The following is a 16,477-nucleotide window of genomic DNA, read 5'->3' on the forward strand; positions in this document are numbered from 1 at the left end:
ACGTGCAGGGCCGCGGATCGTTGCGCTTGGAAGTTGCCACCGCGTTGCGGTCAGGGCGTGCCACACGGCGCCCGCAGCGCCCGGAGGGTCCGCGGCCGCCGAGGTTCCGAGAGATGGTGATGATCTCCGACCGCCCGCCGGAGATCGAGGACCGCGCCGTTCCCGGGCATTGGGAGGGCGACCTGATCATCGGCTCGACCTCGTCGAAGTCCGCAATCGGAACCCTCGTCGAACGGACTACGGGATACGTGATGCTGCTGCATTTGCCCGGGGATCACACCGCTCGCACCGTGGCCGACGCGATNAACCACTCCACTACTGCGTCAGTATTTCCCCAAAGGAACCGACCTGAACGCCCACAGCGCTCAACGCCTCCTCGAAGTCGCCACTGAACTCAACGAGCGGCCGCGCAAAACCCTCAAACGCAGCACCCCAGCTGACCTGCTCAGCGAGCTAGCCTCAAGGAAGGAAATAGCCCCTGTTGCTTCCACCGTTTGAAATCGCCAAACGGTATTGACCCTAACGGAGACATTCATCGCCCTTCCCCCAGGCGGCGCCCTCCACTACGATTGATTGCACGCAGCCGATGAAGTAATTGGCGGCTGCGCGCCCTGTGCACGAGTTTGCTCCGATTCAGAGCTAATCGTCTGGTCGGATCTCTGATGACTGAGTGACCATTTCCAGCCGACAAGCGAGAAGGAACATACCGTGACTGACAGCCAAACCCCCGCAGATCCCGCAACCGTTGTCGGCCACGATGTGCACAATATTAAGGACTGGACAGATCTTGGTAGGGAGATGTGGTCCTACCTGACCGGCAAGAATGCCGCGATCAACTACAGCTTCGTCGACATGACGGTTGAAGTGCCGCGTGACATAGGGCCGGAATCCCCGCGCGCCACCTGGAAACTGAACGGCACCCTCAGGGTCACCACGAGCGAGAGTTCCGGTATCGATCCGATCATCAAGTAGCCATGAGTATTTCAACCCGGTTGGACATCGATCTGACGTTTTCCCTAGCGGGGCCAGGAGAGAAGGGCGCCGATACGGACGTCGCCACCGAGACGCCGGCGGGGCAAATGAACGGCACCATCAAGGCTAAGGGACTTGATGTCGAGGTCTTCTCAAATAACCCGGAAATGTTCGTGCGTTCCCGAACGGCGACGCTGAAGAACATCCGTGCCCTAGCTTCGAACCTGGCCGTGCGAGGACTGAGCGTCTCCCTGTCAGGACCCGCCGGACTGGTCATCCGTATTGGCGCTGTGCGCGCGCCGATCATCCAGCGCCTGCTGACAGGTTCCCCAAACATCGCGCTCGGCAGCTGGGCTGCGCTGGCACCCCTTTTGCGGCGTCGGAGTGCCGGAGCCACGCAGGTACCTTCCGTGCCGTTGCCGCCGCCGACTCTGTATCCACTCGTGCCGACCTTCAATCGGAGAATCCGGCGCCAAATCACCACGACGCACTACACGCCGGGATCCGGACGGCCCCGGCTGATTTTTGTGGTCGGTTCGGAGAACTGGAACGGCCAGATGCCGGCTGAGTTCGACCTGCTACCGACCATCACCACCATTGGCTCGGCCCCGGAGGCGAATTTGTGTTTAAAGGGCCTCCAGTCTTTCCATGCTGAAATCCGCCACGACGAGAACGATGAGTACGTTCTGTATCCGCTTGGGGCGGTTTCCGGCGGCGCAAAGAAGGAGCGCGGGCAGGAGGGTGCACAGGTCCTGCGCACAGGCGCCCGGATGGAAATGGGGCCTTGGCGGATGGCTTTCTTTCGTGAAGAGTACGCCGACCACGGCCGACCACATGGCGGGCGCGTGGGCGGGGAGCTGTCGTTCCAGAAGCCGCAGCCAACCCGTAGCCGGCAGCCAGAGCACTCACATTCCGCGGGTAGCGCTGAGAAGACGCTCCCCGTCGTCACCGGGCTAGACGACGATTCCGAAATCTGATCGAGAGGCTGCCGTCGCGCCGCGCACAGTGCACCAATGGAAGCGAGCGCACCGCAGAACGTACGCCCCCTTCGTACTCAACGACTTCTGGACGAACGCCGACCCTGAATCCACGGAGATGCTGCGGAAGTCGTCGGCTGGTCCATCGCCGATCACATGCGCACCGAACTCGTCGCCGACGCCCTCACAAACGCGGCCGTGACGCCCCGGATCGAGCAGGACGCGATCTGACACTCCGACCGCGGCAGCGTGGGCGGATTCAACCGGTCGTCGCAACACCGGTACTTGCGGACAACAGTAGCTCGTTCATCGCTTCGGCTGGCGTTTTGAATCCGAGTGTCTTGCGGGGGCGTTCGTTCCGGGCCGCGGCGACGGCCAGGGACGCCTTCATCCTGGAGTCGATGGAGTAGCCGACGATCTTGTTCGAGTAGACGTCTTTGATCGCGCAGAGGTAGATCTTGCCCTCGTCGGTGCGGTGTTCGGTGATGTCGGTCAGCCAGAGCTGGTTCGGGCGTGTCGCGGTGAATTTCCGTTTGACGAGGTCGTCGTGGACGGGCGGGCCGGCCTTGCGCGTGAGGCCGCGTTTCTTCGCGAACACGGACCAGAGCCGCTGCTGCGAGCACAGCCGCCAGACCCGGTTCTCGCCGACGCTGAGGCCCGACTTGTGGAGCTCGTCGGCGATGAACCGGTAGCCGAACGCAGGGTCGTCCCGGTGAGCGTCCCAGACCGCGTTGGTGAGGTGGGCGTTGTCCCAGTCGCGCTGGGAGACTGGGTCGCGCTTCCACTGGTAGAACGCTTGTTTAGAGAAGCGCAACACCCGGCAGGTCACCGTGACGGGAACACCGTCGACGGCCAATTCACGGACCAGCGGGTACATCATTTTGGGTTGACGTCCCGGGAGAGATAGGCCACGGCCCGGCGCATGACCTCGGCTTCCTGCTCGAGCAGCCGGATGCGCTTCTTGGCATCCCGGAGCTCGGTGGATTCCTTCTCGATCACACCGGGCCTGACGCCTTCTTCGACGTCGGCTTTCTTCAGCCAGTTCGCCAGGCAGGACTCCGAGATCCCGAAGTCCTTCGCGATCTGATTCAGCGGGGCTTCGTGCTTCCGGGCTACCGCGACAACGTCACGGCGGAACTCGGGTGGGTAGGGCTTGGGCATGATGACATCTTTCCAGCGAAGACGAATCTCCACAGGTCAAGAGTCAACCAAACCGGGGGCAGTCCCTAGGGCCGGTAGCTGCGCGTAATCGGGTGGGCGTTACGACGAAGCTCCCGGCTGATCGTCGACGCGGAGCGCCCCAAATCCCGGGCAATCGCGCGAACACCGGCCCCGCCCAGCCGCAGATCCGCGATGCGTAGACGCTCCTCTTGACCGGCGGATTCAAGTGGTGTCTGCAACACCGGTTTGATTGGTTGGGTTCGAGATTAGCGTGGCGAGGACTTCTGCGGGCGTTCGGTAGCCGTGGCGTTTGNAGGCGTCGCCACAGGCATGTTTGAGGCGCTCTTCGTTTGCCTCTCCCGACGTGCGCTGGTACAACAGCGCACTGAACGAAAACAGCGGGCCACTCTTCAGAGCATCCACGCCAAGCACCCGGAACGCCCCCACTCCGTCATTGCCACCCCGAACGGCAGGTACTCCGTCAGAGTCAGAGTGGCGTTGTGAACCGCAGCGTTTCGTGGCGTCTTTATCGCAGAGATAAATGTCTTGAGCGCGGCCAGAGGGCAGCCGGTACTTTGGTCAGGAGTCTCGGTGGCTGACGAGGGGCTCTGTTCCGATGACACTGAGGAGGGCGAGGTTCTCGGCATCGCCGGATCCTATGGGCGCGGTGTAGAGGATTAGATGCTGGTCCCGGTCTGTGACGGCGAGCGAGTCGCAGTCGACGGTGATGTCGCCGACGGGCGTCGCCCGAAACGTCTTCTTGAGGGGCGGCGGGATCTGGACGTCGTGCCGCTCCCACAGCCGGGAGAATTCCGCGCTCCCTTCCCGCAACTCCCGGATGAGGTCGGCAATGACAGGGTCGGAAGGGTAGCGCGCCTGAGCGCTCCGCAGTTGCGTCACAACACCCTCTCGGAACTCGACGTCGTCGCTGATTCCGTAGATCGCGGGTGGAGGTTGCCCGCCGGCGAGGAAGGCTTTGCGCGCGAGGTTGCGATCGTGGGGCTCGACGAGAGCGAAGTCTTCCATCAGGGCTGCCGCGAGGTCGTTCCATGCGAGCACCTCGAACGCTGCGGAAAGGACGATCCCTGCCGTGAGCGGTAAGCGTTCGAGAACTCCGAGGACGCTGGGGCGCACGTCACGGCGGTGCAGCCCCGACGGGGCGGGCGTGGTGCCAGCAAGGAGGTGCAGGTGGTCGGATTCCGCGTCCGTGAGGCGAAGTGCGCCTGCGATGCCTGCCAGGACCTCGGCTGACGGGCGAGGTGCACGGCCTTGCTCGAGGCGGACGTAGTACTCGGTCGAGATATGCGCGCGGACGGCGATCTCCTCCCGCCGAAGACCGGGCGTTCGCCGGCGTGCGCCCGAGGGCAGGCCGACGTCTTCCGGGCGGAGTCGCTCGCGGCGACTGCGAAGAAACGCGCCCAGTTCGCTTTTGTCCATACCCCAAGTGTGCGTGCCAGAGGCGTGCGGAGCGTAGTACCGTCTGTGCCTGGATCCGGATCCGTCACGGGCAGACGCTGTCGATATGACAAACACCAACGAGTCCATCCCGGTCGGCCTGCTGACCGGCAAAGTCATTTTTATTACCGGAGCCAGCCGCGGTATCGGTGCCGCCGCAGCCCATCTCTTCGCCTCCGAGGGCGCAGCTGTCGTCCTCGCTGCCCGCAACACGACAGCACTCGACTCTCTCGTCGCCCAGATCCGCACCACGGGTGGCACCGCCGACCGCGTCGCCATGGACCTCTCTGACCGTGCCAGCATCCGTGCTGCCGTCGGCCGGGTCGAGGAGCTCCACGGGCGCCTCGACGGAGCGTTCAACAATGGCGGGGTAAACCAACAGAACGTCGGCCCCCTCGACACCACCTCCGACGACGACATCGATGAGCAGTTCTCCGTCAACTTCCGTTCCCACTGGGTCGCGATGGTCGCCGAGGCGGCTCTCATGCGGAAGTCCGGTGGTGGGGCGATCGTGAACACCTCCAGCATCGGCAGCCGACGGGCCGTACCTCCGCTGCCCGCTTATGCGGCGATGAAGCGCGCCCTGAACAGCATTACCGAGACGGCCGCCGTCACCTGGGCGGGTGAGGGAATCCGTGTCAATGGGATCACGCCCGGCGGCACTGCGACCGAGATGATGGACGAGTGGGAGAAGAAGACCCCGGGCATTATCGATGCCAATAATGCTGCCAGCCCCATCGGCAGGATGGCGACCGCGCTGGAAGTCGCGGAAGTCGCCGGATTCCTTCTCAGTGACCGTGCCTCGGCCGTGACGGGCGCCATCGTGCCTGTCGACGGCGGCGCCGGCGCCTAAGCGGAAAACCTCACATGACTATCACTGATCTCACAGGGAAGGTCGCTGTCGTTACCGGTTCAAGTCGTGGCATCGGACGGGCGATAGCGATCCGGCTCGGGGCTCGGGGAGCGCAGGTCGTGGTGAACTACGCACACGGTGCGCAGGGCGCGGCCGAGACGGTTGCCGCCATCATTGCGGCCGGCTCCGATGCGGTGGCTGTTCAGGCCGACGTTTCCGATCCGGGTCAGATTGAGGCACTTTTCGACGCGGCTCGATCGCGGTTCGGAGGTATTGACATCGTCGTCGCGAACGCCGGAATCGACGAGACCGGCGGGCCAATCGTCGATGTCACAGAAGCGGATTACGACCGCATGTTCGGCGTCAACGCAAAGGGTGCCTTCTTCACGTTGCAGCACGCGGCGCGCACCGTGAACAGAGGCGGCTCTATTGTGCTGATCGGCTCAGGATCCACCAGCCGTCCCGTCGCCGGTTTCGGCCTCTACGCCTCAAGCAAGCTTGTCGGGAATTACCTCGTGGGAGTCCTCGCACAAGAAATCGGTGAAAGAGAAGTGACGGTCAACACCATCCTTGCCAGTGCAACGGATGGTGCCGGCTACTTCTCGGCCGGAGCCGACAACGATGAGCTCCGTACGCTGGTGCAAAACGCCAGCCCGCTCGGAAGAATGGGGTCGGTCGACGACGTCTCAGACGCTGTCGAGTTCTTCATCGGCCCACTCTCCCGCTGGGTGAGCGGTGCGCAACTCCTGGTCAGCGGCGGCCAAAACTGACTCTTCTGCATGGATCACCGATTCGTTGGGGACCCTCAAACACAGTTCATGCGTTGAGGGTTCCCCCGCAGTAAATCGTGGGAGCCATGAGCCTCTGCGGGACATATCAAATGGCTCCGGTTCTGTCTTGGGTGCGAGCACGATGGCCCAATGACTTCTGTCCGTAGACGATCGTTCGCGAGACACGCTCGGACGGGTTCAGCAAGTCGCGGGAACATCGGGCGGTATTAGTAATGCTTGGCGTGTACGCGTCTATGTAACGCGTTACCGGGTTGATGATACGTTGCTGGTATGCGAATTGGATATGGTCGGGTCTCTACCCGGGATCAGCACCCTGAGGCCCAACACGATGCCTTGACCGCGGCTGGTTGTGATCGGATATTCCTGACACGGCTTCGGGAACACTCGCCCGCCGGCCTGAACTTGACAGGGCTCTACTCTCGGCGACCCGGGCCGGCGATCAGCTCGTCGTGACGAAACTCGACCGGCTCGGCCGGTCGTTGGAGAACCTCATCGATTTGTCGAACACCCTCCAGGAGCGCGGCGTTGATTTGGTGGTCTTGGATCAGGGCATCGATACGTCCAGTATCACCGGGCGGATGTTTTTCCAGATCCTTGGCTCGATTGCGGAGTTTGAACATGCGCTGATGTCTGAACGCACCCGCGATGGGCTGGCCGCGGCCCGTGCCCGGGGACGGACCGGCGGGCAGAAGCCCAAGCTCGGTCCGCGTCAGGTCAGGCTGGTCCGTGAGATGTATGAGGAGAAGGACGCCGACGGCAAGCGGGCCCACACTGTCCAGCACATCGCCGGGGAGTTTGGAGTCACTCGGCCCACGATCTACCGGCACTTGGCCAAACCCTGAGCCCCGGCTGTCCGCTGCGGGCAGGGCCGGCCGACCTCCATTAGCGTTGAGGAATGAGTTCCCTCGTCCCGTCCGACTACGCTGCCACGCTTGAGAGCATCAAGCGGCTTGTGCATGAGGCGCGCTACATAGCCCAGCGCCGGGTGAACACCGAACTGCTCAGGCTCTATTGGCAGATCGGAGCGGCGATTATCGAGCGACAGAAGACGGCCGCGTGGGGCAGCAAGGTTCTTGTCCAGCTTTCTGCGGATCTGCGTGCAGAGTTCCCGACCGCGAAGGGGTTCTCGCCAGCCAACCTCAGGTACATGCGCCGGTTCGCCGAGGCGTGGCCCGAACACGATTCAATTCGCCAACGACCCGTTGGTGAATTGCCCTGGGGCCACGTCATCGAGCTGCTTGACAAGCTCGACGATCCCGAACTACGCGAGTGGTACAGCGCCAAGGACATCGCGCAGGGTTGGAGCCGTCCGGTGTTGGCTCACCAGATCACCACCCCCCTGCACCTGCGCGAAGGCACAGCTCCGTCCAACTTCCTGCACGCTCTTGAACGCCGTGATTCTGAGCTCGCTCAGCAGATCACTAAGGATCCGTTCACGCTCGAGTTCCTCGCGATCGACGGTGACGCCGCCGAGCGAGAGCTGGAGGACCGGCTCGTCGAGCGCATCATCGACACACTCCGCGAGCTTGGCCCCGGGTTCGCGTTCGTGGGACGCCAGGTCCACTTCGACGTCGACGGCGATGACTTTTTCGCCGATCTGCTGTTTTTCCACGTCGACCAACTCCGGTATGTGGTCATTGAACTGAAGACCACGAAATTCGACCCGCGCGACGCCGGCCAACTCGGCTTCTACGTCGCCCTCGTTGAGGATCGGCTGCGGAAGCCGCAGCACCAGCCCACGGTTGGGATGCTCCTAGTCGCTGACAAAAACGAGTCCGTCGTCCGGTACGCACTCGCCGGCACCACCCAGCCGATCGCTGTCTCCCGTTACGACCTCTCGCCCGCCGAGCAGGCTGCGCTTCCCGCCGAGGACGCTCTAACCCGCGCGGTCGCCCTCGAGCTCGATGACCACCCCCAGCGCCAGGCCAACCCCTCCGACTAGGCCACGACCTGCGCCACCTCGTCACGACCCTCCACGGACTCACCGAACGGGGGATCGGGCCTCAGGGCCTCGCTGGGGAGGGGGCGGCGACCGACACCACTACGGTGTCCGGGGAACTGGCCTTCAGCGTTTTCGCTGCCGTGGCAGAGATCGAGCGGGCACGTATCTCAGAACGCACCATTGGAGCCTTCGTCGCGGCGCGCCCGCGGGAAGGCGAGCGGCCGTGCACGAGGACAGCGGCCAAAGCTTACCTCGGCATGGCCGCCACGAGAACAGCAGGAGTGCGGGAGCGGTAGTGGCGAGGAGTGCTTGATGGTAGCGGCAGTCCGCGTAGTTGGTAGCACGGTTCTAGCGAGGTAGTAGCGACCCGGGCTGGGTGCCCGGCCCGCTGGGTGTCACTCCCAGTAACCGTCTTGGGCGTTGTTGGTGAGGCGGGTTACGATCGATGCCGCCGCGACCCGGTCGGGAAGTTCCGCGACCCCAGTGCGCGGGTACGGTCTGGGAGGGGATCACCGTCGGGGAGCCGGTCGATGGACCTCGGGTCCCGTTCACGGTACGTTGAGGTCCTCACCTTCGAGGCTGTTCCGCAAGCTATCAGGCAGCGAAAATGCTGACAAGAGGTAATAAACTCTGCACCAGGCCGCAATCTGCGTTGTCGCTACCGAACGAAGGGCACCCTTATTGCCATCTGACACCGTTGCATTGTTGGACGCCATCAGCATCCTGGCCGATTGGGACCACCACCCACGGATACGGTCAACACTGCGCACCACACGCCTCGGGGCCTCAACGCTGAGTTCGATAGATGCGACACCGGTAGACGACGAATGGACCGTCACCCGCCCAGACGATGATGTTGTTGAGCGTCGAACGGCCGACGGCGTCTACACACTGACGATCGGACACAAGGAGGTAGAACGGTTTTTTCGTGACGCTCGCCGGGTTCCACCCGCGCTGTGCCTGGTGTTCCCTATGTCCGCTTTCATCTGGGGCCGTCCGCGAGATATGTGGAGGATGGTCGGCGCCGCGAGGGAGGGAGACGAGACGAAAATCACATTGGTCCACACAGAGCAGACGCCATTCGAGGCGATTTTGACGGTCAACCATGACCTGCGGATTGCCACCAAGCTTGCGTCGCTGGGAGAGACCCTGGAGATGTTCGACTTCGAGTGATTGCACGTCGCACAGAAGTATCTGGGTGCTTCCAGACGGGGCGTTCGGGTCTAGGACCGGACCTCCGAAGCGCGCGCAGCCTCGTACTTCACGCGGAGTGCGTTGATCCTGCTCGCCAATCCGTTGTGAGCAGCACGCGGCTGGTTCCAGCTGCAATCTGCGTGTCGACGATGACGCCGCAGTTCCGACGGAGTGCCGGGTTGTCGCGTTGCGCTGTCATCTGTCGGCGGCCATGACAAGCTGCCCATAGGCGGCCACGGAACTGCCCGCTGACGGCCAGTAGAACTGCTTGGGTTCTATCGGTCGTTGCAACACCCGGCACTTTTCAGGAGTTGCGACCATGGTTTCCGAACAGACAAAACGACCACCAGCCCGAACGTTCACCGACGACGAGAAGGCGTCATTCTTCGCCGCGTTCGAACGGCTCGGAAGCATCCGCCTCGCCGCCGAGGAACTCGGCTTCAAGCCCATGACGTGTCGGCATTGGGTAACCCTCGCGGGCATCGATGTCTATCGGAATGCTCGTGCACGAGGCGTCTGTGCTGATCGTGATTGTCAACGCCATGCGCCTCTTGCGTCGGCATGAACGGCACAGCGCGGCGCGCCCATCCGCCTTGGGTGGGTTAGGCCGCGGGGTGGGTCTTGACGAACCTGGTGTCCGTGCCGATGACGGGGATCTTCAAAGCGCCACCCGGTGATCCCACCGGGGTGTCCCGCCCCTCGAGAATGTCGGCGAAGAACCTCTTGTTGTCGCGGAGGTACGGTTGTTCCCCGTCGGGTAGGTCGGCTTCGTAGTAGATGGCCTCGACCGGGCAGACCGGTTCGCAGGCGCCGCAGTCGATGCACTCATCCGGCTGGATGTAGAGGGTGCGCTTGCCCTCGTAGATGCAGTCGACGGGGCATTCGTCCACGCACGCCCGGTCCTTCACGTCGATGCAGGGGGAGCCGATTACGTAGGTCATTTGGGTACCGCCGTCGACAGGAGGGCAAGGGTCTCCTCGATCACGGTGGCCGCGTCGTCGATGAGTTCGGCGCTGATCACCACCGAGGGCAGTAAGCGGAGCACCGAATCCCACGAGCCGGCGTCCAGCACGATGACGCCGTGGCTGGTGGCGTGGTCGATTATCGTCCGCAGCGCCGCCGGGTTGGGGGTGGTCGTGCCCGGAACGACGAGCTCGACGCCGAACATGGCGCCCTGGCCGCGCACGTCGCCGACCACGTCGTAGCTGCTGGGCCAGTGGCCGATGCGGGCCCACAACATCCGTTCGACCTCCCGGGCGCGTGCGATCAGGTCGTCACGTTCGATCAGGTCGAAAACTGCCAGGGCCGCCGCGGTGGACACCGGGTTGCCGCCGAAGGTTCCGCCGATGCCGCCGGGCTGCACCGAATCCATGATCTCGGCGCGGCCGGTGACCGCCGCGAGCGGAAAGCCGCCGGCGATGGCCTTGGCCGTGGTGATCAGGTCCGGTACGACACCGTGATGCTCGATCGAGAACCAGGTGCCGGTGCGGCCGAGGCCGGCCTGGATCTCGTCGGCGATGAAGACGATGCCGTGTTCGGTGCAGAACTCGCTCATTCGCTGGAAGTAGCCGGGGGCGGGGATATTGATGCCGCCGTCGCCCTGGATCGGCTCGACGACGAAGGCGGCCACCTCGCTCGCGCCGATGTGCGTGACGATGTAGTCGATGGTGCGTTCGGCGGCCTCGGGTCCGGACAGGCCGTCACGGTAGGGGAAGCTCACCGGGGCGCTGTAGATCTCTCCGGGGAACGGCCCCATTCCGGCACGCTCCGGCCACGGTCGGTACGTCATCGCCATGGTGAGGTTGGTCCGGCCGTGGAAGGCATGGTCGAGCACCACGATCGCGCGGCGACCGGTGAACTTGCGGGCGATCTTCACCGCGTTCTCCACCGCTTCGGCACCGGTGTTCACCAGGATTGAGCGCTTCTCGAAGCCGCCCGGGGTGATCGCATTGAGCTTCTCGGCCACCCGAACGTAGTTCTCGTACGGGGTGACGGTGAAGAGGGTGTGCGTGAGCTTGGCGGCCTGCGCGGCGGTGGCCGCGGCCACCTCGGGCAATGCGTGGCCGAAAGAGGTGACGCCGATACCCGAGCCCAGATCGATGAGCTGGTTCCCGTCCACGTCCACCAGGATCGCGCCTGATCCGTGGTCCATGTAGATGGCGGCCAGGGTGCCGGCGCCGGCTGACACGCTCTGGGTTCGGCGTTCATGCAGGGCGAGGGACCGAGGTCCGGGCAGTGCGGTGAGGAGGTTGCGGTGTTGCGGCACGCTGTACGTCATGACGCCACCCTACGGCCGGGATCCGCTCCCACGCCCGGGAACCGCAAATTAAAATGAAAGAAATTATTTAATTGTTACCCAAGTAAGCGGCCAAAATTAGCGCGTGATTGACCGCGGGGTCTCTAGCGCCATAGAGCAGGGTGGTGGGTCCGGCGGCCTGTGCTACGAGCTCGCGCAGTTCGGTCACGGCCCGCATTGTCGCCGGGTCGCCGTCGAGTTCGGCGCGATAACGAATGGCGAAGTCGTCCAGTCGCGCGGGATCGTGATTCCACCAGGTACGCAGTTCCGGAGACGGGGCCACCTGCTTGAGCCAGGCATCGAGTCGGGCCCGCTCCTTGGAGACGCCCCGCGGCCAGAGCCGGTCGACCAGTACCCGGCATCCGTCGCCGTCGGCCACGTTGTCGTAGATGCGCTTGATCCGGATGTTCACGGTCTACCTTTCCGGCACGTCGGTGAGTCCGAGGTGGGCCAAGGCCGCATGGGCGTAGTCCGCGGCAGCCCCCGCCGTGATCGGCTCGAGCAGCCCAAGCAGCCGTCGGCGGTAATCTTCGCCCAGCAGCAGCGCGTAGAGCGCCTCGGCACGGTTGGTGGCACCCTGTCCGCGTTCGGCGTTGATGTGCTCGGCGAGTCGGGCGACGTGGCGCATGTCGCCGTTGTCGTGCAGCGTGCGGGCCAGATCGGGAAAGCGCAATGACTCGGCGATCACGAGCCTGTGCAGGCCGATCATCTGGGCGGAGTGCAGGCGGAAGACGATCCGGGCGGCCAGGGATTCCAGGGTATCCCGGTTCTGGCTGTCGCCACTGACGGTCTCGGCGAGGCGGCCCTGCATCTCGGTGAAAACACCGTCCTTGTTGCCGAAATAATTGTATATGGTGCGCTTGGTTACCCGCGCGTCGGCGGCGATGCGGTCCACCGTGGCGTTGCCGAAGCCGTATTCGAGAAAGTTCGCCAGGGCGGCGTCGAGAATCTGCTCCTGCCGCTCGATGCGACCGGCCTCGGTGGGGCGGCCACGCTTTCGTTCGAGCGGCTCTAGGTTCGCGGGTTGCACGGGGTGCCCTTCGGATTGTGGGTAACGCTGTACATCCACGCTACTCGTCGTTGTAGAATGATACGACGTCGTATCATTAATTCGATTCGACTCCTCAACCGCGACCTCACGAAGGCCGAAAAGGAGTTCAGACATGTCTACTCGACAGCGAACTGCCGTGGCACCCCCGAAGCCCGGCACGCACCAGAACGCCAACCCCACTGTTGTGATGCATCAGACGGCCCCGAGCGACACCGCCGGCGCGAAACGTGCGACCGACTTCTATCGACAGATGGTCTTCATCCGCCGGTTTGAAGAACGGGCCGCTCGGGCGTACACCCAGGCGTTGATCGGCGGCTATTGTCACCTCAACCTCGGCGAAGAAGCCGCCGTCGTCGGCCTTATGGCGGCCCTGCGGCCCACGGACTACCTCTTCACCAACTACCGCGAACATGGCTACGCGCTGACGCGGGGCATCGACCCCAACCGGGTGATGGCCGAGCTCTTCGGCCGCTCAGACGGTGTCTCCAAGGGCTGGGGTGGCTCGATGCACATGTTCGACCTCGAAAAACGGATGCTGGGCGGTTACGGAATTGTTGGCGGCCAGATCCCATTGGCTACCGGTGCGGCCCTCGCCATCGACTACCGCGGTGTGGATGAGATCGTCATGTGCACAATGGGTGACGGAACGACGAACATCGGCGCCTTTCACGAGTCGCTCAATATCGCGGCGCTCTGGAACCTGCCCATCGTCTACGTCGTCATCAACAACCGGCTCGGAATGGCAACAACAGTGGACAAGTCCTCGGCCGAGCCCGAACTGTACAAGCGGGCTTCCTCTTACCGGATGGCGTCAGAACGGGTCGACGGGCTTGATCCCGTCGCCGTGTTCGAGGCAGCCCAGCGGGCCGCGGCAGTCGCGCGCGGCGGAAGGCCGTTCCTGCTCGAGGTGATGACCGAACGGCTGCGCGGGCACTCCGTGGTCGACCCCGGCAAGTACCGGGGCGCCGAGGAGATCGCGCTGACCAAGGAGCGTGACCCTGTGGTCACCTTCGCCGCCCACCTCTTCGAGACGGGTCTGCTCACGGAGCAGGAGATCGCAGCCATCAACGATGGTGCCATCGCGCAAGCCACGGCCGCCGCGGTCTTCGCGGAGGCGAGCCCGTTCCCCGACGTGGCCACCCTGTTCGACTACACCTACGCCACACCCGTGGCAAACGACTCGCACAGGTTGCCCGGGCAACCCCTCTTCGAGCCGGCTCCGTACCCCGAGCACGAGGCCACCCGATGAGCATCATGACCTATCGGCAGGCGCTGCACGATACTCTGCGCTCCGAGATGCACCGCGATCCCGATGTCTTCTTGATGGGCGAGGAAATCGGCCTCTTCGACGGCGCCTACAAGATCACCGCGGGCATGCTCGACGAATTCGGCGAGAAGCGGGTGCGCGACACCGCGATCGCCGAAGAAGGCTTCACCGGAGCGGCCATCGGTGCCGCGATGCTGGGGCTTCGCCCGGTCGTGGAGATCATGACAATCAATTTCAGCCTTCTCGCTCTCGACCAGATCGTGAACCACGCCGCCAAGATCTACGGCATGTTCGGCGGGCAGGCCCGCGTGCCCCTCGTCATCCGCACCCCGGGCGGCGGCGGCCAACAGCTCGGCGCCACGCACTCGCAGAACATTGAACTGTTCTACGCTTTCGTGCCCGGCATGAAGGTCCTGGCCCCCAGCACCCCCGCCGACGCTAAGGCCATGATGCTCGCGGCGATCCGTGACGACGATCCGGTTCTCTTCCTCGAGAACCTCTCGCTGTACAACACCAAGGGCGAGGTTCCCGACGACGATGTCCCAGCCGAGATCGGCAAGGCCGCCATCACCCGGCGCGGCCGCGACATCACGCTGATCGGCTACTCGCGGATGGCCTACGTGGCGGCCCAGGTAGCCGAGCAGCTCGCCGAGTCCGACGGCCTCGACATCGAGGTTATCGATCTGCGGAGCCTGCGCCCCCTCGACCGCGGGACCGTGGTGGAGTCCGTGAAGAAGACACACGCTGCCGTCATTCTCGAGGACGACTGGCTTACCTATGGGATTGGCGCCGAAATCGCCGCGACGATCTCCGACGGTGCCTTCGACTACCTGGACGCGCCGGTTCGCCGCGTTGCCATGGCCGAGGTGCCGATGCCGTACTCAAAACCACTGGAGACTGCCGCGTTGCCGTCGGCGGACGACGTCATCGGCGCCATCCGGCAGACACTCGACGCCGTCGGCCGCCGCCGCAACCCGATGGAGAACAAGTCATGATTGAGATCACAATGCCGCGCCTGTCTGACACCATGACCGAAGGTGCGATCGCGGTGTGGCACAAGCAGCCCGGCGACAGGGTCGAGGTGGGCGACATTCTCGTGGAAATCGAGACCGACAAGGCCACGATGGATTACGAGGCGTATGACGCCGGCACCCTCTCGAAGCAGCTGGTGTCCGAGGGGGAGCAGGTTCTGATCGGCGCCCCCATCGCGCTGCTGGACGACGGTAGGGCGACCCTCGTGCCCGAGCCGGCCGTGGCTTCTCTTGGCGCGGTTCCAATTGCCGCTGCGCCCGCAGCTGACCTTGCTCCGGCGAAAGGCGCCGCGGCGCCGGCCTTGCCCGTCACCGAAGAAGGTGCCCGCTTGTTTGCCTCCCCGCTCGTGCGGAAGCTTGCCAGGGAGAACCACCTCGACCTGAGCCAGGTTCGCGGTACCGGCCCCGGCGGTCGGATCATCCGTGCTGACACCGTGGGCCTACTCGCCCAGGAGCAGGGCTCCGTCGTCGCCCCGGTCAGCCGTGCGGCCGCGGTTCCGGCGCCCGCTGCCTCAACGTCAGGCGCCATTGCCGGTGCAGACGACAAGCGTGGCTCGGAGGCAGTGGCGCTGAGTAGCATGCGGCGCATCATCGCGCGCCGTCTCGGCGAGAGTGCCCGCACCATCCCGCACTTCTACGTGACGGCGACAGCGGATGCTGAGAACCTCGTGCTCCTGCGCACCGACCTCAACGTCCAGCTGGTGGCGGCCAATCGTCCAAAGGTAAGTATCAACGACTTGCTCATTCGCGCGAGTGCGCTGGCGCTGCGAGAACATCCGCTGGTGAACGCCTCGTACATCGACGATGCGAGCGGCGAGATGCTCGTGCACCACCGCATCAACGTGGGTGTCGCCGTCGCCGGAGCCGCAGGACTGGTGGTTCCGGTGATCGAGGATGCGGACCAGAAGACGGTCAGCCAACTCGGCACCGAGGCCAAAGCCTTGGTGGCACTAGCCAATACCAAGAAGCTCACGCCGGCGCAGATGTCGGGTGGAACCTTCACGATCAGCAACCTCGGCATGTTCGGCGTCGACCAGTTCACCGCCATCATCAACCCGCCCGAAGGGGCGATCCTCGCCGTCGGCGGAATGTCCCTCGAGGCCGTTGTCGTGGGGGAGGAGATCCTGCCCCGCCACCGTATGACGTACACCCTCTCCGCGGATCATCGGATCATTGACGGGGCCTTGGCCGCTCAGTTCCTGCAGACACTCACCCGCCTCATCGAGAATCCGTGGACCATCCTGGCCTGAAGCGGGTACCCCCGCTCCACCAGCCTCGCTCGACCCACACTCACGAACGTAGAAGATAGGACGCACCACAATGGCACGCACAGAAAACGGAAAAGTCGCACTCATCACCGGTGGGGGACAGGGAATCGGGCAGGGAGTCGGAATTTGTCAAGGTGAATGAGGCCAGCGTGAGTTTAGGCGGCTAGTTTCGGCTCGTCTTCTTGAGCTTCGGCGGGCTTGTTGATCCAGGCCGTGTCG

The 16,477-nt window shown here is 64.0% G+C and carries 17 protein-coding genes and 5 pseudogenes; 15 read left to right on the plus strand and 7 right to left on the minus strand.

Translation table 11 applies throughout. The annotated features are described in order from the left end of the window. The 3 genes and pseudogenes from E3O50_RS19600 to E3O50_RS06345 all read left to right on the plus strand — a co-directional run. Window positions 1-498 (plus strand): annotated as a pseudogene (locus tag E3O50_RS19600) (IS30 family transposase); the annotation flags it as partial. A gap of 210 nt (window positions 499-708) precedes the next feature. Further along, window positions 709-972, plus strand: coding sequence for a hypothetical protein (locus E3O50_RS06340; RefSeq protein ID WP_198413482.1), 264 nt, complete (start codon window positions 709-711; stop codon window positions 970-972). Between the two features lie 2 nt (window positions 973-974). Further along, window positions 975-1,949, plus strand: a complete 975-nt coding sequence (locus E3O50_RS06345) for an FHA domain-containing protein (protein ID WP_174774661.1) — start codon at window positions 975-977, stop codon at window positions 1,947-1,949. 259 nt (window positions 1,950-2,208) lie between these two features. Here the strand turns inward: E3O50_RS06345 and E3O50_RS06350 are convergent. From E3O50_RS06350 to E3O50_RS06360, 3 genes and pseudogenes are all read right to left on the minus strand, one after another. Continuing rightward, window positions 2,209-3,110, minus strand: a pseudogene (locus tag E3O50_RS06350) (IS3 family transposase). Between the two features lie 77 nt (window positions 3,111-3,187). Continuing rightward, window positions 3,188-3,361, minus strand: a pseudogene (locus tag E3O50_RS06355) (helix-turn-helix domain-containing protein); the annotation flags it as partial. A gap of 328 nt (window positions 3,362-3,689) precedes the next feature. Continuing rightward, on the minus strand, window positions 3,690-4,547 hold the full coding sequence (locus E3O50_RS06360; protein WP_134449282.1) for a helix-turn-helix transcriptional regulator: 858 nt from the start codon (window positions 4,545-4,547) through the stop codon (window positions 3,690-3,692). 85 nt (window positions 4,548-4,632) lie between these two features. On the opposite strand from E3O50_RS06360, the gene E3O50_RS06365 reads away from it, so the two are divergent. The 9 genes and pseudogenes from E3O50_RS06365 to E3O50_RS19605 form a co-directional block, all read left to right on the plus strand. After that, the gene (locus tag E3O50_RS06365) at window positions 4,633-5,418 is read left to right on the plus strand and encodes an SDR family oxidoreductase (RefSeq protein ID WP_134449283.1); all 786 of its coding nucleotides are present in this window, start codon (window positions 4,633-4,635) and stop codon (window positions 5,416-5,418) included. Between the two features lie 14 nt (window positions 5,419-5,432). Continuing rightward, entirely contained in the window at window positions 5,433-6,188 is a 756-nt protein-coding gene (locus tag E3O50_RS06370) for an SDR family oxidoreductase (RefSeq protein WP_198413473.1), read from the plus strand. Between the two features lie 291 nt (window positions 6,189-6,479). After that, window positions 6,480-6,530 (plus strand): annotated as a pseudogene (locus tag E3O50_RS19910) (hypothetical protein); the annotation flags it as partial. A 38-nt stretch (window positions 6,531-6,568) separates the two neighbouring features. After that, window positions 6,569-7,051 carry a recombinase family protein gene (locus E3O50_RS06375; RefSeq protein ID WP_241975521.1) on the plus strand — a complete coding sequence of 161 codons (483 nt, stop codon included), beginning with the start codon at window positions 6,569-6,571 and terminating at the stop codon, window positions 7,049-7,051. 53 nt (window positions 7,052-7,104) lie between these two features. Next, window positions 7,105-8,151 (plus strand): PDDEXK nuclease domain-containing protein, encoded by a 1,047-nt coding sequence (locus tag E3O50_RS06380; RefSeq protein WP_134449284.1) that lies wholly within the window; start codon window positions 7,105-7,107, stop codon window positions 8,149-8,151. A gap of 53 nt (window positions 8,152-8,204) precedes the next feature. Beyond that, the gene (locus E3O50_RS06385) at window positions 8,205-8,447 is read left to right on the plus strand and encodes a recombinase family protein (protein WP_241975522.1); all 243 of its coding nucleotides are present in this window, start codon (window positions 8,205-8,207) and stop codon (window positions 8,445-8,447) included. Window positions 8,448-8,856: 409 nt separating this feature from the next. Next, window positions 8,857-9,324, plus strand: a complete 468-nt coding sequence (locus tag E3O50_RS06390; protein WP_134449285.1) for a hypothetical protein — start codon at window positions 8,857-8,859, stop codon at window positions 9,322-9,324. A gap of 340 nt (window positions 9,325-9,664) precedes the next feature. Further along, window positions 9,665-9,910, plus strand: coding sequence for a hypothetical protein (locus tag E3O50_RS06395; RefSeq protein ID WP_134449286.1), 246 nt, complete (start codon window positions 9,665-9,667; stop codon window positions 9,908-9,910). Next, window positions 9,828-10,022 (plus strand): annotated as a pseudogene (locus E3O50_RS19605) (hypothetical protein); the annotation flags it as partial. The gene E3O50_RS06395 and the pseudogene E3O50_RS19605, both read left to right, overlap by 83 nt. On the opposite strand, the gene fdxA reads toward E3O50_RS19605, so the two are convergent. The 4 genes from fdxA to E3O50_RS06415 all read right to left on the minus strand — a co-directional run bounded on the left by fdxA (window position 9,948) and on the right by E3O50_RS06415 (window position 12,671). Beyond that, entirely contained in the window at window positions 9,948-10,286 is a 339-nt protein-coding gene (fdxA, locus tag E3O50_RS06400) for a ferredoxin (RefSeq protein WP_134560729.1), read from the minus strand. The pseudogene E3O50_RS19605 and the gene fdxA sit on opposite strands and share 75 nt — an antisense overlap. Further along, on the minus strand, window positions 10,283-11,623 hold the full coding sequence (locus E3O50_RS06405; RefSeq protein ID WP_134560730.1) for an aminotransferase class III-fold pyridoxal phosphate-dependent enzyme: 1,341 nt from the start codon (window positions 11,621-11,623) through the stop codon (window positions 10,283-10,285). The genes fdxA and E3O50_RS06405 overlap by 4 nt, the downstream gene beginning before the upstream one ends. Window positions 11,624-11,690: 67 nt before the next feature. Further along, complete coding sequence (locus tag E3O50_RS06410; RefSeq protein WP_134560731.1) at window positions 11,691-12,053, minus strand: DUF488 family protein; 363 nt, start codon at window positions 12,051-12,053, stop codon at window positions 11,691-11,693. A 3-nt stretch (window positions 12,054-12,056) separates the two neighbouring features. Then, on the minus strand, window positions 12,057-12,671 hold the full coding sequence (locus E3O50_RS06415) for a TetR/AcrR family transcriptional regulator (protein ID WP_166787376.1): 615 nt from the start codon (window positions 12,669-12,671) through the stop codon (window positions 12,057-12,059). Between the two features lie 133 nt (window positions 12,672-12,804). Here E3O50_RS06415 and pdhA point away from each other — a divergent pair, with 133 nt between their 5' ends. The 3 genes from pdhA to E3O50_RS06430 are packed head-to-tail and all read left to right on the plus strand — an operon-like array spanning window position 12,805 to window position 16,240. Further along, window positions 12,805-13,941: a pyruvate dehydrogenase (acetyl-transferring) E1 component subunit alpha gene (gene pdhA, locus E3O50_RS06420; protein ID WP_134449291.1), complete on the plus strand. Its 1,137-nt coding sequence runs from the start codon at window positions 12,805-12,807 to the stop codon at window positions 13,939-13,941. After that, window positions 13,938-14,954: an alpha-ketoacid dehydrogenase subunit beta gene (locus E3O50_RS06425; protein ID WP_134449292.1), complete on the plus strand. Its 1,017-nt coding sequence runs from the start codon at window positions 13,938-13,940 to the stop codon at window positions 14,952-14,954. Before pdhA ends, E3O50_RS06425 begins: the two co-directional genes overlap by 4 nt. Then, window positions 14,951-16,240, plus strand: coding sequence for a dihydrolipoamide acetyltransferase family protein (locus E3O50_RS06430; RefSeq protein ID WP_134560732.1), 1,290 nt, complete (start codon window positions 14,951-14,953; stop codon window positions 16,238-16,240). The genes E3O50_RS06425 and E3O50_RS06430 overlap by 4 nt, the downstream gene beginning before the upstream one ends. The last annotated feature ends 237 nt before the right edge of the window (window positions 16,241-16,477 follow it).

This window comes from Cryobacterium sp. MDB1-18-1, from assembly GCF_004402735.1.
GTDB classification, from domain to species: domain Bacteria; phylum Actinomycetota; class Actinomycetes; order Actinomycetales; family Microbacteriaceae; genus Cryobacterium; species Cryobacterium glucosi.